General features: G+C 43.6%; 17 protein-coding genes. 11 read left to right on the top strand and 6 right to left on the bottom strand.

Going from position 1 to position 14,158, the window contains the following annotated elements:
* Nucleotides 1-162: 162 nt before the first annotated feature.
* Nucleotides 163-375, bottom strand: a complete 213-nt coding sequence (locus ACH0QE_RS14450) for a hypothetical protein (RefSeq protein ID WP_415801299.1) — start codon at nt 373-375, stop codon at nt 163-165.
* 72 nt (nt 376-447) lie between these two features.
* Complete coding sequence (locus ACH0QE_RS14445; protein WP_415801298.1) at nt 448-1,170, bottom strand: peptidylprolyl isomerase; 723 nt, start codon at nt 1,168-1,170, stop codon at nt 448-450.
* A 108-nt stretch (nt 1,171-1,278) separates the two neighbouring features.
* Here ACH0QE_RS14445 and ACH0QE_RS14440 point away from each other — a divergent pair, with 108 nt between their 5' ends.
* A complete protein-coding gene (locus ACH0QE_RS14440) occupies nt 1,279-1,659 on the top strand; it encodes a kinase-associated lipoprotein B (RefSeq protein ID WP_415801297.1) in 381 nt (126 codons plus the stop codon).
* 71 nt (nt 1,660-1,730) lie between these two features.
* Here ACH0QE_RS14440 and kapD read toward each other — a convergent pair whose 3' ends face one another.
* Nucleotides 1,731-2,354 (bottom strand): 3'-5' exonuclease KapD, encoded by a 624-nt coding sequence (gene kapD, locus ACH0QE_RS14435; protein ID WP_415801296.1) that lies wholly within the window; start codon nt 2,352-2,354, stop codon nt 1,731-1,733.
* A gap of 231 nt (nt 2,355-2,585) precedes the next feature.
* Between kapD and ACH0QE_RS14430 the strand changes: the two genes are divergently transcribed.
* Nucleotides 2,586-4,403, top strand: a complete 1,818-nt coding sequence (locus ACH0QE_RS14430; protein ID WP_415801295.1) for a transglycosylase domain-containing protein — start codon at nt 2,586-2,588, stop codon at nt 4,401-4,403.
* A 202-nt stretch (nt 4,404-4,605) separates the two neighbouring features.
* Here the strand turns inward: ACH0QE_RS14430 and ACH0QE_RS14425 are convergent, their stop codons facing one another.
* Both ACH0QE_RS14425 and ACH0QE_RS14420 read right to left on the bottom strand, forming a co-directional pair.
* Nucleotides 4,606-5,163 carry a DUF5366 family protein gene (locus ACH0QE_RS14425; protein ID WP_415801293.1) on the bottom strand — a complete coding sequence of 186 codons (558 nt, stop codon included), beginning with the start codon at nt 5,161-5,163 and terminating at the stop codon, nt 4,606-4,608.
* A 145-nt stretch (nt 5,164-5,308) separates the two neighbouring features.
* The gene (locus ACH0QE_RS14420) at nt 5,309-5,512 is read right to left on the bottom strand and encodes a hypothetical protein (protein WP_415801292.1); all 204 of its coding nucleotides are present in this window, start codon (nt 5,510-5,512) and stop codon (nt 5,309-5,311) included.
* 217 nt (nt 5,513-5,729) lie between these two features.
* Here ACH0QE_RS14420 and ACH0QE_RS14415 point away from each other — a divergent pair, with 217 nt between their 5' ends.
* The 8 genes from ACH0QE_RS14415 to ACH0QE_RS14380 all read left to right on the top strand — a co-directional run bounded on the left by ACH0QE_RS14415 (nt 5,730) and on the right by ACH0QE_RS14380 (nt 12,800).
* A complete protein-coding gene (locus ACH0QE_RS14415; protein WP_415801291.1) occupies nt 5,730-8,147 on the top strand; it encodes a Na+/H+ antiporter subunit A in 2,418 nt (805 codons plus the stop codon).
* Nucleotides 8,134-8,556 (top strand): Na(+)/H(+) antiporter subunit B, encoded by a 423-nt coding sequence (locus ACH0QE_RS14410; protein ID WP_415801290.1) that lies wholly within the window; start codon nt 8,134-8,136, stop codon nt 8,554-8,556. Before ACH0QE_RS14415 ends, ACH0QE_RS14410 begins: the two co-directional genes overlap by 14 nt.
* Entirely contained in the window at nt 8,556-8,897 is a 342-nt protein-coding gene (locus ACH0QE_RS14405; protein ID WP_415801289.1) for a Na(+)/H(+) antiporter subunit C, read from the top strand. The genes ACH0QE_RS14410 and ACH0QE_RS14405 overlap by 1 nt, the downstream gene beginning before the upstream one ends.
* Complete coding sequence (locus ACH0QE_RS14400; protein ID WP_415801288.1) at nt 8,890-10,371, top strand: Na+/H+ antiporter subunit D; 1,482 nt, start codon at nt 8,890-8,892, stop codon at nt 10,369-10,371. The genes ACH0QE_RS14405 and ACH0QE_RS14400 overlap by 8 nt, the downstream gene beginning before the upstream one ends.
* Nucleotides 10,372-10,377: 6 nt before the next feature.
* Complete coding sequence (locus tag ACH0QE_RS14395) at nt 10,378-10,854, top strand: Na+/H+ antiporter subunit E (RefSeq protein WP_415801287.1); 477 nt, start codon at nt 10,378-10,380, stop codon at nt 10,852-10,854.
* On the top strand, nt 10,854-11,144 hold the full coding sequence (locus tag ACH0QE_RS14390) for a Na(+)/H(+) antiporter subunit F1 (RefSeq protein WP_415801286.1): 291 nt from the start codon (nt 10,854-10,856) through the stop codon (nt 11,142-11,144). The genes ACH0QE_RS14395 and ACH0QE_RS14390 overlap by 1 nt, the downstream gene beginning before the upstream one ends.
* Nucleotides 11,122-11,496: a monovalent cation/H(+) antiporter subunit G gene (gene mnhG / locus ACH0QE_RS14385; protein WP_415801285.1), complete on the top strand. Its 375-nt coding sequence runs from the start codon at nt 11,122-11,124 to the stop codon at nt 11,494-11,496. The genes ACH0QE_RS14390 and mnhG overlap by 23 nt, the downstream gene beginning before the upstream one ends.
* A gap of 152 nt (nt 11,497-11,648) precedes the next feature.
* Nucleotides 11,649-12,800, top strand: coding sequence for an FAD-dependent monooxygenase (locus ACH0QE_RS14380; RefSeq protein WP_415801284.1), 1,152 nt, complete (start codon nt 11,649-11,651; stop codon nt 12,798-12,800).
* Between the two features lie 656 nt (nt 12,801-13,456).
* Here ACH0QE_RS14380 and ACH0QE_RS14375 read toward each other — a convergent pair.
* On the bottom strand, nt 13,457-13,843 hold the full coding sequence (locus ACH0QE_RS14375) for a PaaI family thioesterase (protein ID WP_415801283.1): 387 nt from the start codon (nt 13,841-13,843) through the stop codon (nt 13,457-13,459).
* A 103-nt stretch (nt 13,844-13,946) separates the two neighbouring features.
* On the opposite strand from ACH0QE_RS14375, the gene ACH0QE_RS14370 reads away from it, so the two are divergent.
* Nucleotides 13,947-14,129, top strand: a complete 183-nt coding sequence (locus tag ACH0QE_RS14370; RefSeq protein ID WP_041966157.1) for a hypothetical protein — start codon at nt 13,947-13,949, stop codon at nt 14,127-14,129.
* Nucleotides 14,130-14,158 lie beyond the last annotated feature (29 nt).

Here is a 14,158-nt window from a genome sequence, read left to right as displayed (position 1 = left end):
GCTGGAGGGCCGACCGGTGAAGTCGTTCTTTGACTTCATTGGGCGGACCGAAGCGACTCGAGGGGCTAGGCGCTGGAGCTGGATTAAGATAACTTCATGAAGTTATCCACAACTCAATAATTTAATAAATTCCTTAACCATAAAAAAAGAACAGCCAATAAATCAGCTGTTCTCCTTCGTATCATTCATTTGCTTCATGATTGCCTGCTCATGTTCCTTCGCTTTCTGCGCTTCCCTTTTGGAAACTTTGATGATGTATCTCATCGTCAGGACCGCCCCAATCAGGAAAACGAGGGAAGTGATCGCGGCCGGTATATATTCAGACTTGTCTTCTGGAAAATATAAAAATAATGAGAGGACAAACCACTTACTCATTCTCATCTTCCTTTCTACAGCTCTCCAAACATTATATCAAGCTTTAGGAATTCGTCCAACATGATGCTATCGCTATTTCAATACATTGATTTTTTCGATGACGACGTCTTTCTCTGGCTTGTCCTGAGCGCCTGTTGGCGCAGCGGCAATTTTGTCGACGACATCCATTCCCTCTACGACCTGGCCAAAGACGGTATGTCGGCCATCAAGATGTGGTGTACCGCCATTTTCATACATCTTCAGCACTTCTTCCGGATAGCCTGCCTGCTTCATCTTCTCTGACAAACTAGCATCAAGCTCTTTATTCTGGACGATGAAGAACTGGCTTCCATTCGTGTTCGGTCCTGAATTGGCCATCGACAATGCACCGCGGATGTTAAAAAGTTCTTTTGAAAATTCGTCTTCAAATGGACCGCCGTAAATACTTTCGCCGCCCATTCCAGTTCCATCTGGGTCGCCGCCCTGGATCATAAATCCGTCAATAACGCGGTGGAAGGTGACTCCTTCATAGTAACCCTCTTCACTGTGCTTAATAAAATTCTCTACTGCCTTTGGAGCCTGTTCAGGGAAAAGCTTGATTTTTACAGTTCCCATGGAAGTGACCATCTCCACAAGCCTTTCATTATCCTGGACTTCCGTTGTCGCTTGAGGATAATCGAGATCCTCCTCAACTGCTTGTCCAGCATTCGTCGTGTCTTCCTTCTGCTTGTCCGCTTCCTGCTTTTCATCGGCAGTGCCGCAGCCAGAAAGAATGACCATCATTACAAATAAAATTGAGAATATTTTTTTAGTCATTGTATGTATCCCTCCTATTAGACACTTTAAACGATTACAAAATGTTTTGCATCTGTCTTTTTTGCTATAATATAAGAAATTAACACGAACCTGAAAGGAGCATTCAACATGGCTGAATTGAACATTGGCGATAAAGTTACCGCCATTTACAAGACCGGCAAATACATAGGCGAAATCACGGAACGCAGGCCACAGCACTATCTTGTCCGAGTATTGGCTGTCGCAAAACACCCAATGCAGGGCGACCTCCATAATCCAAAGGATGCGGCAGTTGGGTTTTTCCATGAAAGAAAAGCACTTTCCTACCGCGAACAGGCAAATATTCCGGAAAAAATGGTCAAGCCATTCGATGGTGAAATCCCAGAATACACCGAGTCATTAAAAGAAGTGACCAGCAAGCTCCGTTCCGATCTCGAAGGCGACGAATCTGCCTGGGCACAGCAAAGCCTGAGAAATTTGGAGTCTCTCGAAAAGGATTATTTTAAATAATTCTTGTGTTTCAATTTTTAAAAGAACCTTAACAACGCCAAAAGCCAGATTGTATTTTCCAATCTGGCTTTTTATGCGAATTTATTGAGCAGTTTGGAAAAATCGACCATATCTCCGATCGTTGCAGGTTCTGGTTTCTGAAGATATTGTTTATCTTTTTCGACGAGCTTGTAAATATGGTATGTGGTCAAAGCATCATCAAGAGCGCGGTGATGTTTGCCTGTCCCTTCCCTGCCATATTCCTGCACTGCCTTCCATAGCCCCGTCTGATTCTGGTCACCGAAGAAACGCTTATACTCCATTGATAGATCAATCTGCTTTCCTGGGAGCGGAAAAGCTACTGAAGCCTGCTGGCAATTTTGCTGCAATACCTTCATGTCCATATTGCCCCAGGTGACAATCTGGCAATTCTTGCTTCCACCCATTGACTTAAGCTTATCTACCAAAGCCTTGAACGTGATACCTGAATTTACCTGCTCCTGAGAAATGTTCAGGAATGAACGGCAGCGTTCTGTCAAAATCGGAAAACGCAGCGGTCTTACATAAGAAGAAAATTGTTCAACCACCTTGCCGTTCTCGACGAGGACAGCGCCAGCTTCGATGATTTCCGGGTAAAATCCCCGCCTCCTGCTGTTCCGGTCAGGCATCGTAAATTCAAAATCAATAAATAATGTTGTCCTTTCTTTTTCGCTCATGCTTCCCCAACTTTCTGAAAAGCCAGTAGTTGTATGTAACCAGTATATGCTTTTCGGTCGATTATTTTTTCTATTATATCACGTTTCTTGATAAATTTTTAAATTTTCTGCAATTTAGACTTTACATTTTTTTGAACGGAAGGGGTATCGGAAAAAGAAGTGAAAAACAGCTCGTTCGTTCCGATATTATGTTGAGTAATAAAAATCATTTTGAGGCAGAAAGGAATTACCGTGAGGATTATAACAGGCTATCTTTTGATTTTACTATTGATTCCAGCATTTATCGCAGTTGTCATTTTAACTTATACCGAAGCAGGCAATGCCGTAAGCTTCAGCAATACTCTTGATAAAAAGATTGATCTTACGGAGACGAAACTTTCTCAAACCAGTTTAATCCTTGCCAATAACGGTGAGGTCATCACCGAGATTTATAGACCGATGAACAGGACCTATGCTGCGGGGCATGAAATCCCTGATTTTATAAAAGATGTGTTCATTATTTCTGAAGATCGTAATTTTGAAGAGCATCCTGGCTTCGACTTGCCGGCTATCGGCCGCGCTCTGGCAATCAATATTCACTCTGATGACATTGAACAAGGTGCGAGCACCATTACCCAGCAGCTGGCACGGAACCAATATTTGAACCATCATAAATCTTATAATCGCAAGCTCAGTGAAGTTTTATATGCATACAAGCTGGAGAAGACTTTTTCAAAGTCAGAAATTCTCGAGCAGTATTTGAATGCGATATATTTCCACAATAATGCTTATGGAATCAAGGCTGCGGCGGAGCTTTATTTTAAAAAAACGCCTGCAAAATTAACAGAGGCAGAACAGGCATTTCTCGCTGCGATTCCTAATAATCCAACCTATTATGACCCGATTAAGCATTTTGAACGGACAAAGAAGCGCCAGGAACGGCTGATCGATCAGCTTGCACAACATGGAAAAATCAAATCTGAAGCTGCTGAAAAGTTAAAAAAGGAACCAATCACCTTAAAAGTCAGTTCTCGTAAAAACCTTTATCCTGATTATTCTTCCTTTGCTTTATACGAACTGAGGGAGTTGGTCTCCGAACAGGAAAAGATCGATGACCCGGATAAACTTTCCTTGAAGGTTGAGGAATTGCTTCGTTCAGGGGTGACCATTCATACAAACCTCGATATTGGATTACAAAAGCGAGCTGTTACGGCTATCTCAGTCCACCTCCCAGATGCAGAGGTTCAGGGAGCCGCAACTGTTATCAACCATGAAACTGGAAAGATTGTGGCTATCGCAGGAGGAAAGGGTTATCAGAGCGGCGACTTCAACCGCGCCTACCAGGCATTTCGCCAGCCTGGCTCATCAATCAAGCCTTTGCTTGTCTATGCCCCATACTTTGAAAGGTATGATACAAAACGGAATTCTCAAATTAACGCAGGAACCCTTTGCATCAGAGGATATTGTCCGAAGAACTACGGAGGTTCCACTTATGGGATGGTTACACTGGAAAGGGCGTTCACTAACTCCTATAACACACCTGCAGTGAGAATTTTACAGCAGGTTGGCGTGGGCGAAGCATTCGGTGACCTTAAAGCATTCGAATTTGGAAAAGTCACAGAGCAAGACCATGTATTAGCGGCGGCAGTCGGCGGGTTCACAACTGGAATGAGCCCGCTTGAAATGACATCAGCTTATACCGTTTTCAGCAATAAAGGGCTTTTCCTGAAGCCAAGGGCAATCTCGAAGGTAACAGGATCGGACGGAGAGATACTCTATAAATGGAATGACGAACCGATCCAGGTTTGGAATCCCAGCACCGTCGACAAAGTCCGAAGCCTCATGCAGAAGACCGTAACTTCAGGAACTGCACGAAAAGTGGCGGGTGTCGGACCTGGTGCTGGAGGGAAGACCGGAACGACAAATGATTTTAAAGATTTCTGGTTTATAGGCTTCAACGGACCGCTGACTGCAGGCGTGTGGGTCGGAAAAGACAAGCCGCAAAGCATGGAATCAATCAATCAGCAATCACCGCACCTGTTGATTTGGCGCGACATCGTAAAAAAATAGACCGGGCAGAAATTCCGCCCGGTTCCACTTATATCATTTTTTCTGACCGCAATCACGGACACTTTTTCTTTCTTGCCGTCCATTCTGTCGTCATCAACACTATGTCGGACACTTTTCTTTCTTCTCGCCCATTTCTGTCTGCCATCACCACGATGACGGACACTTTTCACCTCTTCTCAAACATTTCTGTCGTCATCCACACTTAAATCGGCAAGCTGGAGATTAAGCTGTTATACACTTTTACCGCAAGATAAATGATGCCAAGGACCAGCGTGCTCCAGAGAATGACCTGGAAGAACACGATTCCGATCAATCCAGCCATGGTGAGCTTGGAGCTGATTTTATAGACAAAATAAATGAAATATACCATTGTTGCAACAGCGAAAATAGCCATTATTCCGATAAAGCTGTAGAAGCTGACCAAGGATAATACACTGCCCACAAAATAAATCGTTGCGCCATGGCGAATTAGATACAGGCTTTCCCCATCAAGATCCTTCGAGAAAAACAACAGGCTGACCTCATTTATAGTATCGGCAATCAGCTTCATGGCTGCAAACACCATGAAATACCCCACCATCAGTAAAGCAAGCAATGATAACTTAATCCCGGTATCAGAAAAGAATTCAAGCATTCCATCATAAATCCCGGCATTTTTCAGGATGGAGATCAACTCCATTTCCGTGCGCAATGATAGTGACAAACTGAACATAACGATGGACAACAGCGGAAAATAGCTCGTTAAATAGGGGTTCCTCATAGGACACTTCACTCAATTCTTTCATTTCCTACTAAGTATTATGAAAGAATTTTTTAATACCAGCAACAAAAAGAAAAAGCCCCTTTGCAGGAACTTTAATTTTTTTGAAACCTTTATGGGCCTCGTCCGTATAAAAAGGTTGGTGTTATTGTGGCACAATCCGGACGTATTCTCTTGAACCGAATGGTACATATGTGGCAGTTTCAACCTCGTCCAACTCTGACTGCTGGACTTTCAGCACTCCAGAACCTTGCTTTGACAAATCTTTGTCATCCCTGTTATCAAGAAACATGAACCCCGAAAATAAACTAAGGAATATCCCAATGCATACAATCAGCTTTCGGGCCATGGCTTATCCCCCCTATTCACTGTTAGTATGCAAAAAGAACGACATTTTTATTCAAGTTTTGACAAATCCTTTATTCATCAAGGTCGATGACATGCATCCGCACCTTTTTTACGATATAATTTTCACATCAGTGAGTTGGGGGCATGAACTTGATTAAATTGGCAAAAAATATAATGTTAAGCCATGAATTTGGAATTAAATAAGGAGGTATGATCACTTGTCTTTTCTTCATCTTGCAGTTTTATCACCGCTTTTACTCGCGATATTAATTCCATTTTTACATAAGTATTTCAAGAACATTCATACGGGCTGGTTCCTTTTGCCGCTTCCTGCCGTGCTGTTTGCTTATTTCTTGCAGTTCATCAGTACGACCAGCCATGGCGGTAGTGTTATGGAAACTGTTGCTTGGATTTCTTCTCTTGGAATTGATTTCACGCTAAAAGTTGACGGCCTTGGGCTATTATTCGCCCTGCTGATCACTGGAATCGGCGCATTGGTTGTGCTGTATTCAATTTATTATTTAAATCCGGACAAGGAAAAGCTGAATACTTTCTATGTCTATCTGCTTTTGTTCATGGGCGCGATGCTTGGAGTCGTTTTATCCGACAACCTGATTGTTCTCTATACCTTCTGGGAGTTGACGAGCTTTTCTTCTTTCTTGCTGATTGGATATTGGAACCATCGTGAGCGTTCCCGCTATGGTGCACAAAAGTCAATGCTGATCACTGTTTTCGGGGGATTATCTATGCTGGGCGGAATCCTGATGCTCTATATCATCACAGGAACCTTCAGCATTTCTGAAACAATCCAAATGTCCAATGAAGTTGTAAACCACCCTTTATTCACGGCGACCCTGATTTTATTCCTGCTCGGGGCTTTTACAAAATCGGCTCAGTTTCCATTCCACATCTGGCTTCCTGATGCGATGGAAGCACCTACGCCGGTCAGTGCATACCTGCACTCGGCGACTATGGTTAAAGCCGGGATTTACCTTGTGGCCCGAATGACGCCTGTTTTCGCACATTCAGGTACATGGGTTTGGCTCGTAGCCGGAGTTGGGGTTATCACATTATTCTGGGGTTCATTCTCAGCGGTAAAGCAAACCGATTTAAAAGCGATCCTCGCTTTCTCTACTGTCAGCCAGCTTGGGATGATCATGTCACTTCTTGGAGCAGGTGCTGCGGCACTTCACTACGGCACAATTGAAAATGGCTATTATATTGTTGCGGTTACTGCCGCGGTATTCCATTTGATCAACCATGCCACATTCAAGGGTAGTTTGTTCATGGTGACGGGAATCATTGACCATGAAACGGGGACAAGGGATATTCGCAAGCTTGGCGGTTTAATGAATTTCATGCCAATTACATTCACACTAGCGATCATCGGAACATTCTCAATGGCAGGAATTCCGCCATTCAACGGATTCCTGAGTAAAGAAATGTTCTTTACCGGCATGCTGCGAGTAGCTGAAATGGATATTTTCAATATGGACACATGGGGCATCCTATTCCCAATCATCGCCTGGACGGCAAGTGTTTTCACATTCCTGTACAGCATGATGTATGTATTCAAGACCTTTATGGGCAAGTACCAGCCTGAGAAATTAGAAAAGAAACCACACGAAGCACCAATCGGTATGCTTATTTCTCCGGTTATCCTTGCATCACTAGTCATCGTTTTCGGCTTTTTCCCGAATGTACTGTCAGATAGCATCATTTCGCCGGCAATGGGGGCGATTCTGCCATCATTGCTTGAAAGCGGAGAAGGGTTCGAAGTCCATATATCTCATTGGCATGGCCCAACGGCTGAATTGTTCATGACAATCGGTGTGATTACAATCGGTATATTGCTCTACAAGTTCATGCCAAAATGGATCTGGGTTTATCGCAAATTCCCTGAGCGGCTTGCACTGAATCGTTTCTATGACCGAGGCCTGGAACTCATGGAGCTGACATCAAGAAACATTACAAAGTCGTACATGAGTGGATTTATACGGTCATATCTCGTTTATATTTTTTCATTCTTTATTTTGGCTCTTGCTTCGACACTCATTTTCAAAAACGCATTCAAATTGGATTTAAGCGATGTTGCACCAATCCGCTTTTTTGAAGTCGTTCTCGTGTTGATCATGGCCGTATCAGCAATTACAATCCTGTTTGCCAAATCAAGGCTGACTTCGATTATTCTGCTAGGCGCGGTTGGCTATACAGTAGCACTATTCTTCGTCCTGTTCAGGGCACCTGACCTGGCACTGACACAGCTGGTCATTGAAACGGTATCTGTTGCACTGTTCCTTTTGGCGTTTTATCACCTGCCGCAAATCAGGAGAAATGAGGAGCGTATCCGCTTCAAAGCTACAAACGCATTGATCTCTATTGGAGTAGGGGCAATTGTGACGATGATCGCCTTATCTGCCCATAGTAACAAGACGTTTGGCTCCATATCGGAGTATTATGTTGAAAATACTTACAAAAAAGCTGGCGGCGAAAATATGGTCAACGTCATCCTCGTTGATTTCCGCGGCTTTGATACAATGTTTGAAATTACCGTCCTTGGCATCGCTGCCCTTGGCATTTTTGCGATGATCAAGCTTCGGCTGACGAGGGGGAAAGAATTGGATGAAAACAAATGATATAATCCTCCAGACTGTTACAAAGTTCGTCCTGTTCGTCATCATCCTGTTTTCAATCCACCTGTTTTTCGCAGGCCACTATTATCCTGGAGGCGGATTCATCGGCGGATTGATGACCTCTGGAGCGATTGTATTGCTTTTACTAGCATTCGACATCAAGACAGTCAAAATGATTTTGCCTTTTGATTATATTAAGGTTGTTGCTGTCGGTCTGCTCATTGCGATCGCAACAGGTACCGGCGGGTTATTTTTCAATATGCCGTTCCTGACACACGCTTTTACCTATGTGGATTTGCCGCTCCTCGGCAAGACATCTTTGCATACAGCGGTATTGTTTGATACAGGGGTCTTCCTTGTCGTCATTGGTGTGACAATGACCATTATTCAAACGATTGGAGAGAGCGAATAATGGAAATCTTAATGGCTTTTCTAATTGGCATTTTATTTATGACAGCCACTTACCTCATGCTTTCAAAAAGCTTGCTCAGGATCATTATCGGGACAGGGCTGTTAAGTCACGGCGCCCACCTTCTCCTGCTGACAATGGGAGGATTAAAAAAAGGTGCAGCCCCCCTCCTGGGAGAAAATGCCCCATCCTATGCCGATCCGCTGCCACAGGCACTGATCCTGACAGCGATCGTCATCAGCTTTGGTGTTACAGCATTCTTCCTGGTTCTGGCCTACCGTGCCTATCAGGAGCTTGGAACCGATAATATGGATCGCTTGAGAGGAAAGGAAGGACATGAATAATCTAATCATATTACCCATCTTGATTCCTCTGATTACAGGGGTTGTACTTATTTTTTTCACGAAAAACATCATGGCCCAGCGATGGATTTCAGCGATAAGCGGACTGCTCACGATTATTGCTTCCTTCATGCTGGCAAACCATGTTTATCGTGATGGCATCCAGACAATGGATCTCAGCAACTGGGAAGCACCATACGGCATCACGCTTGTATCGGATATGCTTTCCGCCCTGCTGGTATTGACGACAAGTATCATCGCTTTTGCAGCATTGTTTTACTCCTTCAAATCAATAGGAGAAGCTCGTGAAAGATTTTTCTATTATCCAGTCGTCAACTTCTTGATTGTAGGGGTTAATGGAGCCTTTACAACGGGCGATATTTTCAACTTGTTTGTATTTTTCGAAGTGATGCTAATGTCCTCTTATGTACTGATTGTGTTGGGCGGGACGAAAATCCAGCTCCGCGAATCGATTAAATACATACTCGTGAACATTATTTCATCTGCCTTGTTCGTTATCGCTGTCGCCTATTTGTATTCAGTGGTAGGGACGCTCAATATGGCGCATATATCTGTGAGACTCAGCGAGGTTGGGAGTTCAGGAATCATTACGGTGATCGCCGTATTATTTCTGATTGTATTCGGCCTAAAAGGTGCGATTTTCCCGCTTTATTTCTGGCTTCCAGGATCGTATTATGCACCGCCAGCCCCAGTAATGGCGCTGTTTGGAGCACTTCTGACCAAGGTAGGCGTATACTCGATCACAAGGACATATACATTGTTCTTTTACCATGATGCCGGCTATACTCATCAATTACTGCAAATCCTTGCTGTGCTTACGATCATTGCCGGGATCATCGGGGCTCTCGCTTATTCTGATATCAAAAAAATCATTATCTACAACATCATCGTTGCAGTCGGTGTCATCTTGTTCGGTGTATCTGTTCTGACACCTGAATCTCTCACTGGCTCGGTCTTTTACCTGATTCATGACATGAACATCAAGGCGACACTGTTCCTATTGATCGGAATCATTATCATGATTACTGGCACCAGCGATCTTGAGAAAATCAGCGGACTGATAAACAGTTATCCCGCACTTGGCTGGACGTTCTTCATTGCCTCATTGGCACTTGCCGGCATTCCGCCGCTCAGCGGTTTCGCAGGCAAACTGATGATTGTGCGCTCTGGATTTGAAACGGAAAACTATATTGGTGCTTTCGTTGTACTGATGTCAAGCTTGCTTGTTCTGTTTTCAGTCATGAGGATTTTTATCAGAGGCTTCTGGGGAACACCAAGAGCCTATAAGAATGAGGAAAAGGCACCTGTAAAATGGCTGCTCATCGCACCGGCCATTCTCACTGTGTTCGCTGTCCTATACGGATTCGGAACTGAGGCTATTTATCCGGTTATTTCAACAGCCGCCGAAACGCTTGCCAATCCGGAAATCTACATCAATGCTGTTTTGAAGGAGTGATGAGCTATGGCTTTTCAAATCTTGCTGAATTTTATTCTCGCCTTTGTCTGGATGTTCCTTAAGACATCCTACTCCCCGGCCTCCTTTTTTGTCGGGTATTTCTTCGGCCTGCTCATCATTTATATTTTCCGGCGGTTCTTCACTTCCCGCTTCTATTTACTGAGGGTAGTGGCCGTTCTGAACTTGATTTATATTTTTACTTTGGAACTGATCCTATCAAATGTAGCAGTTTTAAAGGCAGTCCTTAGGCCTAAGCTTAATATTAAGCCTGGCATCTTCGCATTCCCGACAGAATTGAAAGAAGACTGGGAGATTACGACGCTCGCAAATCTGATTACTTTGACCCCTGGTACACTTGTCGTCGATGTTTCACCTGACAATAAGATATTGTATGTGCATGCAATGGATATCAGTGATGCGGATGAAGCAATCCAGAGTATCAAAAATACATTTGAAAAAGCGATTATGGAGGTGAGCCGATAATGTTTGAAGCGGTTTTGTGGATTTCAGTTACCTTCATATCACTTGCGATGATCGGCCTTATTTATCGAGTGATCAAGGGGCCTACCGTAGCAGATCGGGTAGTTGCCCTCGACGCCATCGGTATCAGCCTTGTTTCTGTGATTGCTTTAGTATCAATTGTTCTGGATACTAGTGCTTTTCTTGATATCATTTTGTTGATCGGTATCCTGGCATTCATCGGAACAGTAGCCTTTTCAAAATTCCTTGAGAAGGGAGTAATCATGGAATATGACAGAAATGGAAATCGTTAAGTTTTTTGCAGGATTGTTCATTCTGCTCGGAGCATTTCTTAACCTTGTGACTGCCTTTGGACTGATCAGGCTTCCAGATGTTTATACAAGGAACCATGCAGCATCGAAAAGCGCGACAATGGGGGTCATGCTTGTCTTGCTTGGCACCTTCCTATATTTTTGGTTGATAGAACATCATTTCAATTCCCGTTTATTGCTGGGAGTTCTGTTCATCTTCCTCACTTCTCCTGTTGCAGGGCATTTGATTGCGAGGGCAGCCTATAACAGCGGGGTTAAGCTTTCGGACCGAACTGTCCAGGATGACCTTGCAGAAGCCCGAAAAAAGATGAAAGCTGAAGGACATTCGAAATAATGATGATGAACAGCCATCAGGTATATCCACCTGATGGCTTTTTTTTGTCCATGGAAAATTCAATTTTTATCCATACCAACCAAAGGATCAGTGAAGTATATTTAAGGTAAACAGAATCATGGTCCCAGTTTTGCGGAATGGAGGTTAAGGATATGGATGATGCAAGAATCTCAATTGTCGGCGGCGGAATCAGCGGATTATGCACAGCGATTGCCCTTCAGAAAAAAGGAATCCATGCCAATGTCTATGAAAAAGAAAAAAATGTACATGAACAGGATACTGGAATCATCTTAAGTGGCAACGCCATAAGAGCATTCTACATTATGGGATTAGGGCCCGAATTGCGCGCAAATGGGTTGGAATCAGATGGCTGTCTTCTTAAATCCGATTCTGGAAATATCATTGCTGAATTCGACTACCATTCTCCATCACATATCCCTAATTACCTGTTCATCCACCGTTCTGAACTTCAAAGAATTTTGACAGATGCACTCCTCCCTGGTTCTCTTCATTTAGATAAACATATGATTGATTTTAAACACGACAATACAATATCATTATTTTTCAAAGATGGTACCAGTGTAGAATCAGATTACCTTATAAGCTGTGACGGTGCAGCTTCACAAATTCGCACAAAGCTGTTCCCAAACAGCGGTCTGACGTATTCAGGCTTTTCCTGCTGGAGAGGCATCATCGAAGATCCTCCATTGAATGTCCCTGCCTACACTGAAACCTGGGGGCCAAGGGGGCGATTCGGGATTGCCCCCTTAACAGATAATCAGGTATTTTGGTATGCCATGAAAAAATCCTCGACAGAAAACAGCGACATGAGCGAATGGTCCCCTATCGATTTATTGTTCAACTTTTTCTATTACCATGAACCAATCCAGGAAATATTGGAGAGTACCTCACCACACCATATCATTTACGACAACCTATATGAATTAAAACCTTTAACCCCGCTCCAATACGGTAATATCCTGTTACTCGGTGATTCAGCACACGCATCAATGCCCAATATAGGCCAGGGTGCATCACAGGCCGCTGAGGACGCCGTTTACCTGGCTAAATGGATCAGCAGCGAAGAAACAATTGATAAGGCATTCTTCAAGTATGAAGCACACAGGCAGGAACGTATGAAGTTAGTGAAAGATGAAATGAAAATTTATGGGTTGGCTGCAAGGATTGATTTCCCTGTACTTTGCTCACTCCGTAATAAACTTCTTCAGATGACACCTGCTTCATACCATAATGCAAAGCTGAGGAAGGTAGTTGAGATTGAAGAAGATATGGATGCGTTGTAATCGAGCTTTGGATGATTGATCAGGTTTGGATTCTGGGGGGGAATTAAGTTACTTTCTGGGGATTGAGTTCAGTTGAATTCAATAGTATATCTAGCCAGGGTTTTCTGAACATGGGAAGCTTCGAACAGCTTTATCGTTATTTTCGGTGGAAGCTGTCTAAACCTGGGGCTACTTCTGACAGCTTTTCGCCTTCCCAAGTCAAACCTGTCAAAATAATGGCGCTTTCTTGACAGCTTTTCGCCTTCCCACATCAAACCTGTCAAAATAACGACTCTTTCTTGACAGCTTTTCGCCTTCTCACGTCAAACCTGTCAAAATAACGGCGCTTTCTTGACAGCTTTTCGCCTTCCCACATCAAAACTGTCAAAATAATGGCTCTTTCTTGACAGCTTTTCGCCTTTGTACATCAAACCTGTCAAAATAACGACTCTTTCTTGACAGCTTTTCGCCTTCCCACGTCAAACCTGTCAAAATAACGGCGCTTTCTTGACAGCTTTTCGCCTTCTCACATCAAACCTGTCAAAATAACGGCGCTTTCTTGACAGCTTTTCGCCTTCTCACATCAAACCTGTCACAATCACAAGCCGTTATCACCGATTTAGGATCCCTTCCTTTCCAAGACCATCCAAAAACAAAACCAGCCATTATTGGCTGGTTCATTTTCTGCGCTTAATGACAGCTATCGTACATCTTGAGACGCAAACAAGCTTATCTTCTTCATCGGTGATTTTTATATCCCAAACCATGGTTGTTTTTCCCTGGTGGAGAACAGTGCCGACAGCTGTAACCAGTCCGTCCTTTTTTGCCCTTATATGGTTGGCGTTGATTTCAAGGCCGACCACCACTTCGTTTTCCTTGTCGACTAGTTCGAATGCTCCTACGCTGGCAACCGTTTCTGCAAGGGCTACAGATGCACCACCATGCAGCAGGCCAAATGGCTGCCTTGTACGGTCATCGACAGGCATTGTAGCGACAACCTTTCCTTTTTGCAGTTCTGTTATTTCTATTCCCAAAGAGCCAAGCAGTGTGTTGTTAAGTTCCAATTTTATTACCTCCTTATATTTGGCAAACAAATTATGATGAAATCAAGGAAAAACTATTATTGTCCTTAGCAAAAGGACGCATCATTCAAATGAGGTGATCCATATGAACCGAATTCGTGAAGGCATGATTCCTGCGGTGTTAGGAACTGCTGTTACAGCAGCTGGCTACGCTATGAAACAAAATCGCAAAATCGATAAAATGGTTTCAAACACTTTATTCGGTTTCGGATTGGCCCATATTGTCCTGGGGGCCATCGATTTGGTCGAACACCGGAATGAATTTTAGCCCGACAGTTGGTGCAAGCATTTCACAGT

Source organism: Mesobacillus sp. (assembly GCF_047739415.1).
Taxonomy (GTDB): Bacteria; Bacillota; Bacilli; order Bacillales; family Cytobacillaceae; genus Mesobacillus.
This window is presented reverse-complemented; position numbering and strand designations above follow the sequence as displayed.

Coding starts and splice junctions, on each gene's coding strand:
- ACH0QE_RS14450 (WP_415801299.1), bottom strand. CDS start 375: ATGAGTAAGTGGTTTGTCCTCTCATTATTTTTATATTTTCCAGAAGAC.
- ACH0QE_RS14445 (WP_415801298.1), bottom strand. CDS start 1,170: ATGACTAAAAAAATATTCTCAATTTTATTTGTAATGATGGTCATTCTT.
- ACH0QE_RS14440 (WP_415801297.1), top strand. CDS start 1,279: ATGGCTGAATTGAACATTGGCGATAAAGTTACCGCCATTTACAAGACC.
- kapD (WP_415801296.1), bottom strand. CDS start 2,354: ATGAGCGAAAAAGAAAGGACAACATTATTTATTGATTTTGAATTTACG.
- ACH0QE_RS14425 (WP_415801293.1), bottom strand. CDS start 5,163: ATGAGGAACCCCTATTTAACGAGCTATTTTCCGCTGTTGTCCATCGTT.
- ACH0QE_RS14420 (WP_415801292.1), bottom strand. CDS start 5,512: ATGGCCCGAAAGCTGATTGTATGCATTGGGATATTCCTTAGTTTATTT.
- ACH0QE_RS14410 (WP_415801290.1), top strand. CDS start 8,134: ATGAAAACAAATGATATAATCCTCCAGACTGTTACAAAGTTCGTCCTG.
- ACH0QE_RS14405 (WP_415801289.1), top strand. CDS start 8,556: ATGGAAATCTTAATGGCTTTTCTAATTGGCATTTTATTTATGACAGCC.
- ACH0QE_RS14400 (WP_415801288.1), top strand. CDS start 8,890: ATGAATAATCTAATCATATTACCCATCTTGATTCCTCTGATTACAGGG.
- ACH0QE_RS14395 (WP_415801287.1), top strand. CDS start 10,378: ATGGCTTTTCAAATCTTGCTGAATTTTATTCTCGCCTTTGTCTGGATG.
- ACH0QE_RS14390 (WP_415801286.1), top strand. CDS start 10,854: ATGTTTGAAGCGGTTTTGTGGATTTCAGTTACCTTCATATCACTTGCG.
- mnhG (WP_415801285.1), top strand. CDS start 11,122: ATGACAGAAATGGAAATCGTTAAGTTTTTTGCAGGATTGTTCATTCTG.
- ACH0QE_RS14380 (WP_415801284.1), top strand. CDS start 11,649: ATGGATGATGCAAGAATCTCAATTGTCGGCGGCGGAATCAGCGGATTA.
- ACH0QE_RS14370 (WP_041966157.1), top strand. CDS start 13,947: ATGAACCGAATTCGTGAAGGCATGATTCCTGCGGTGTTAGGAACTGCT.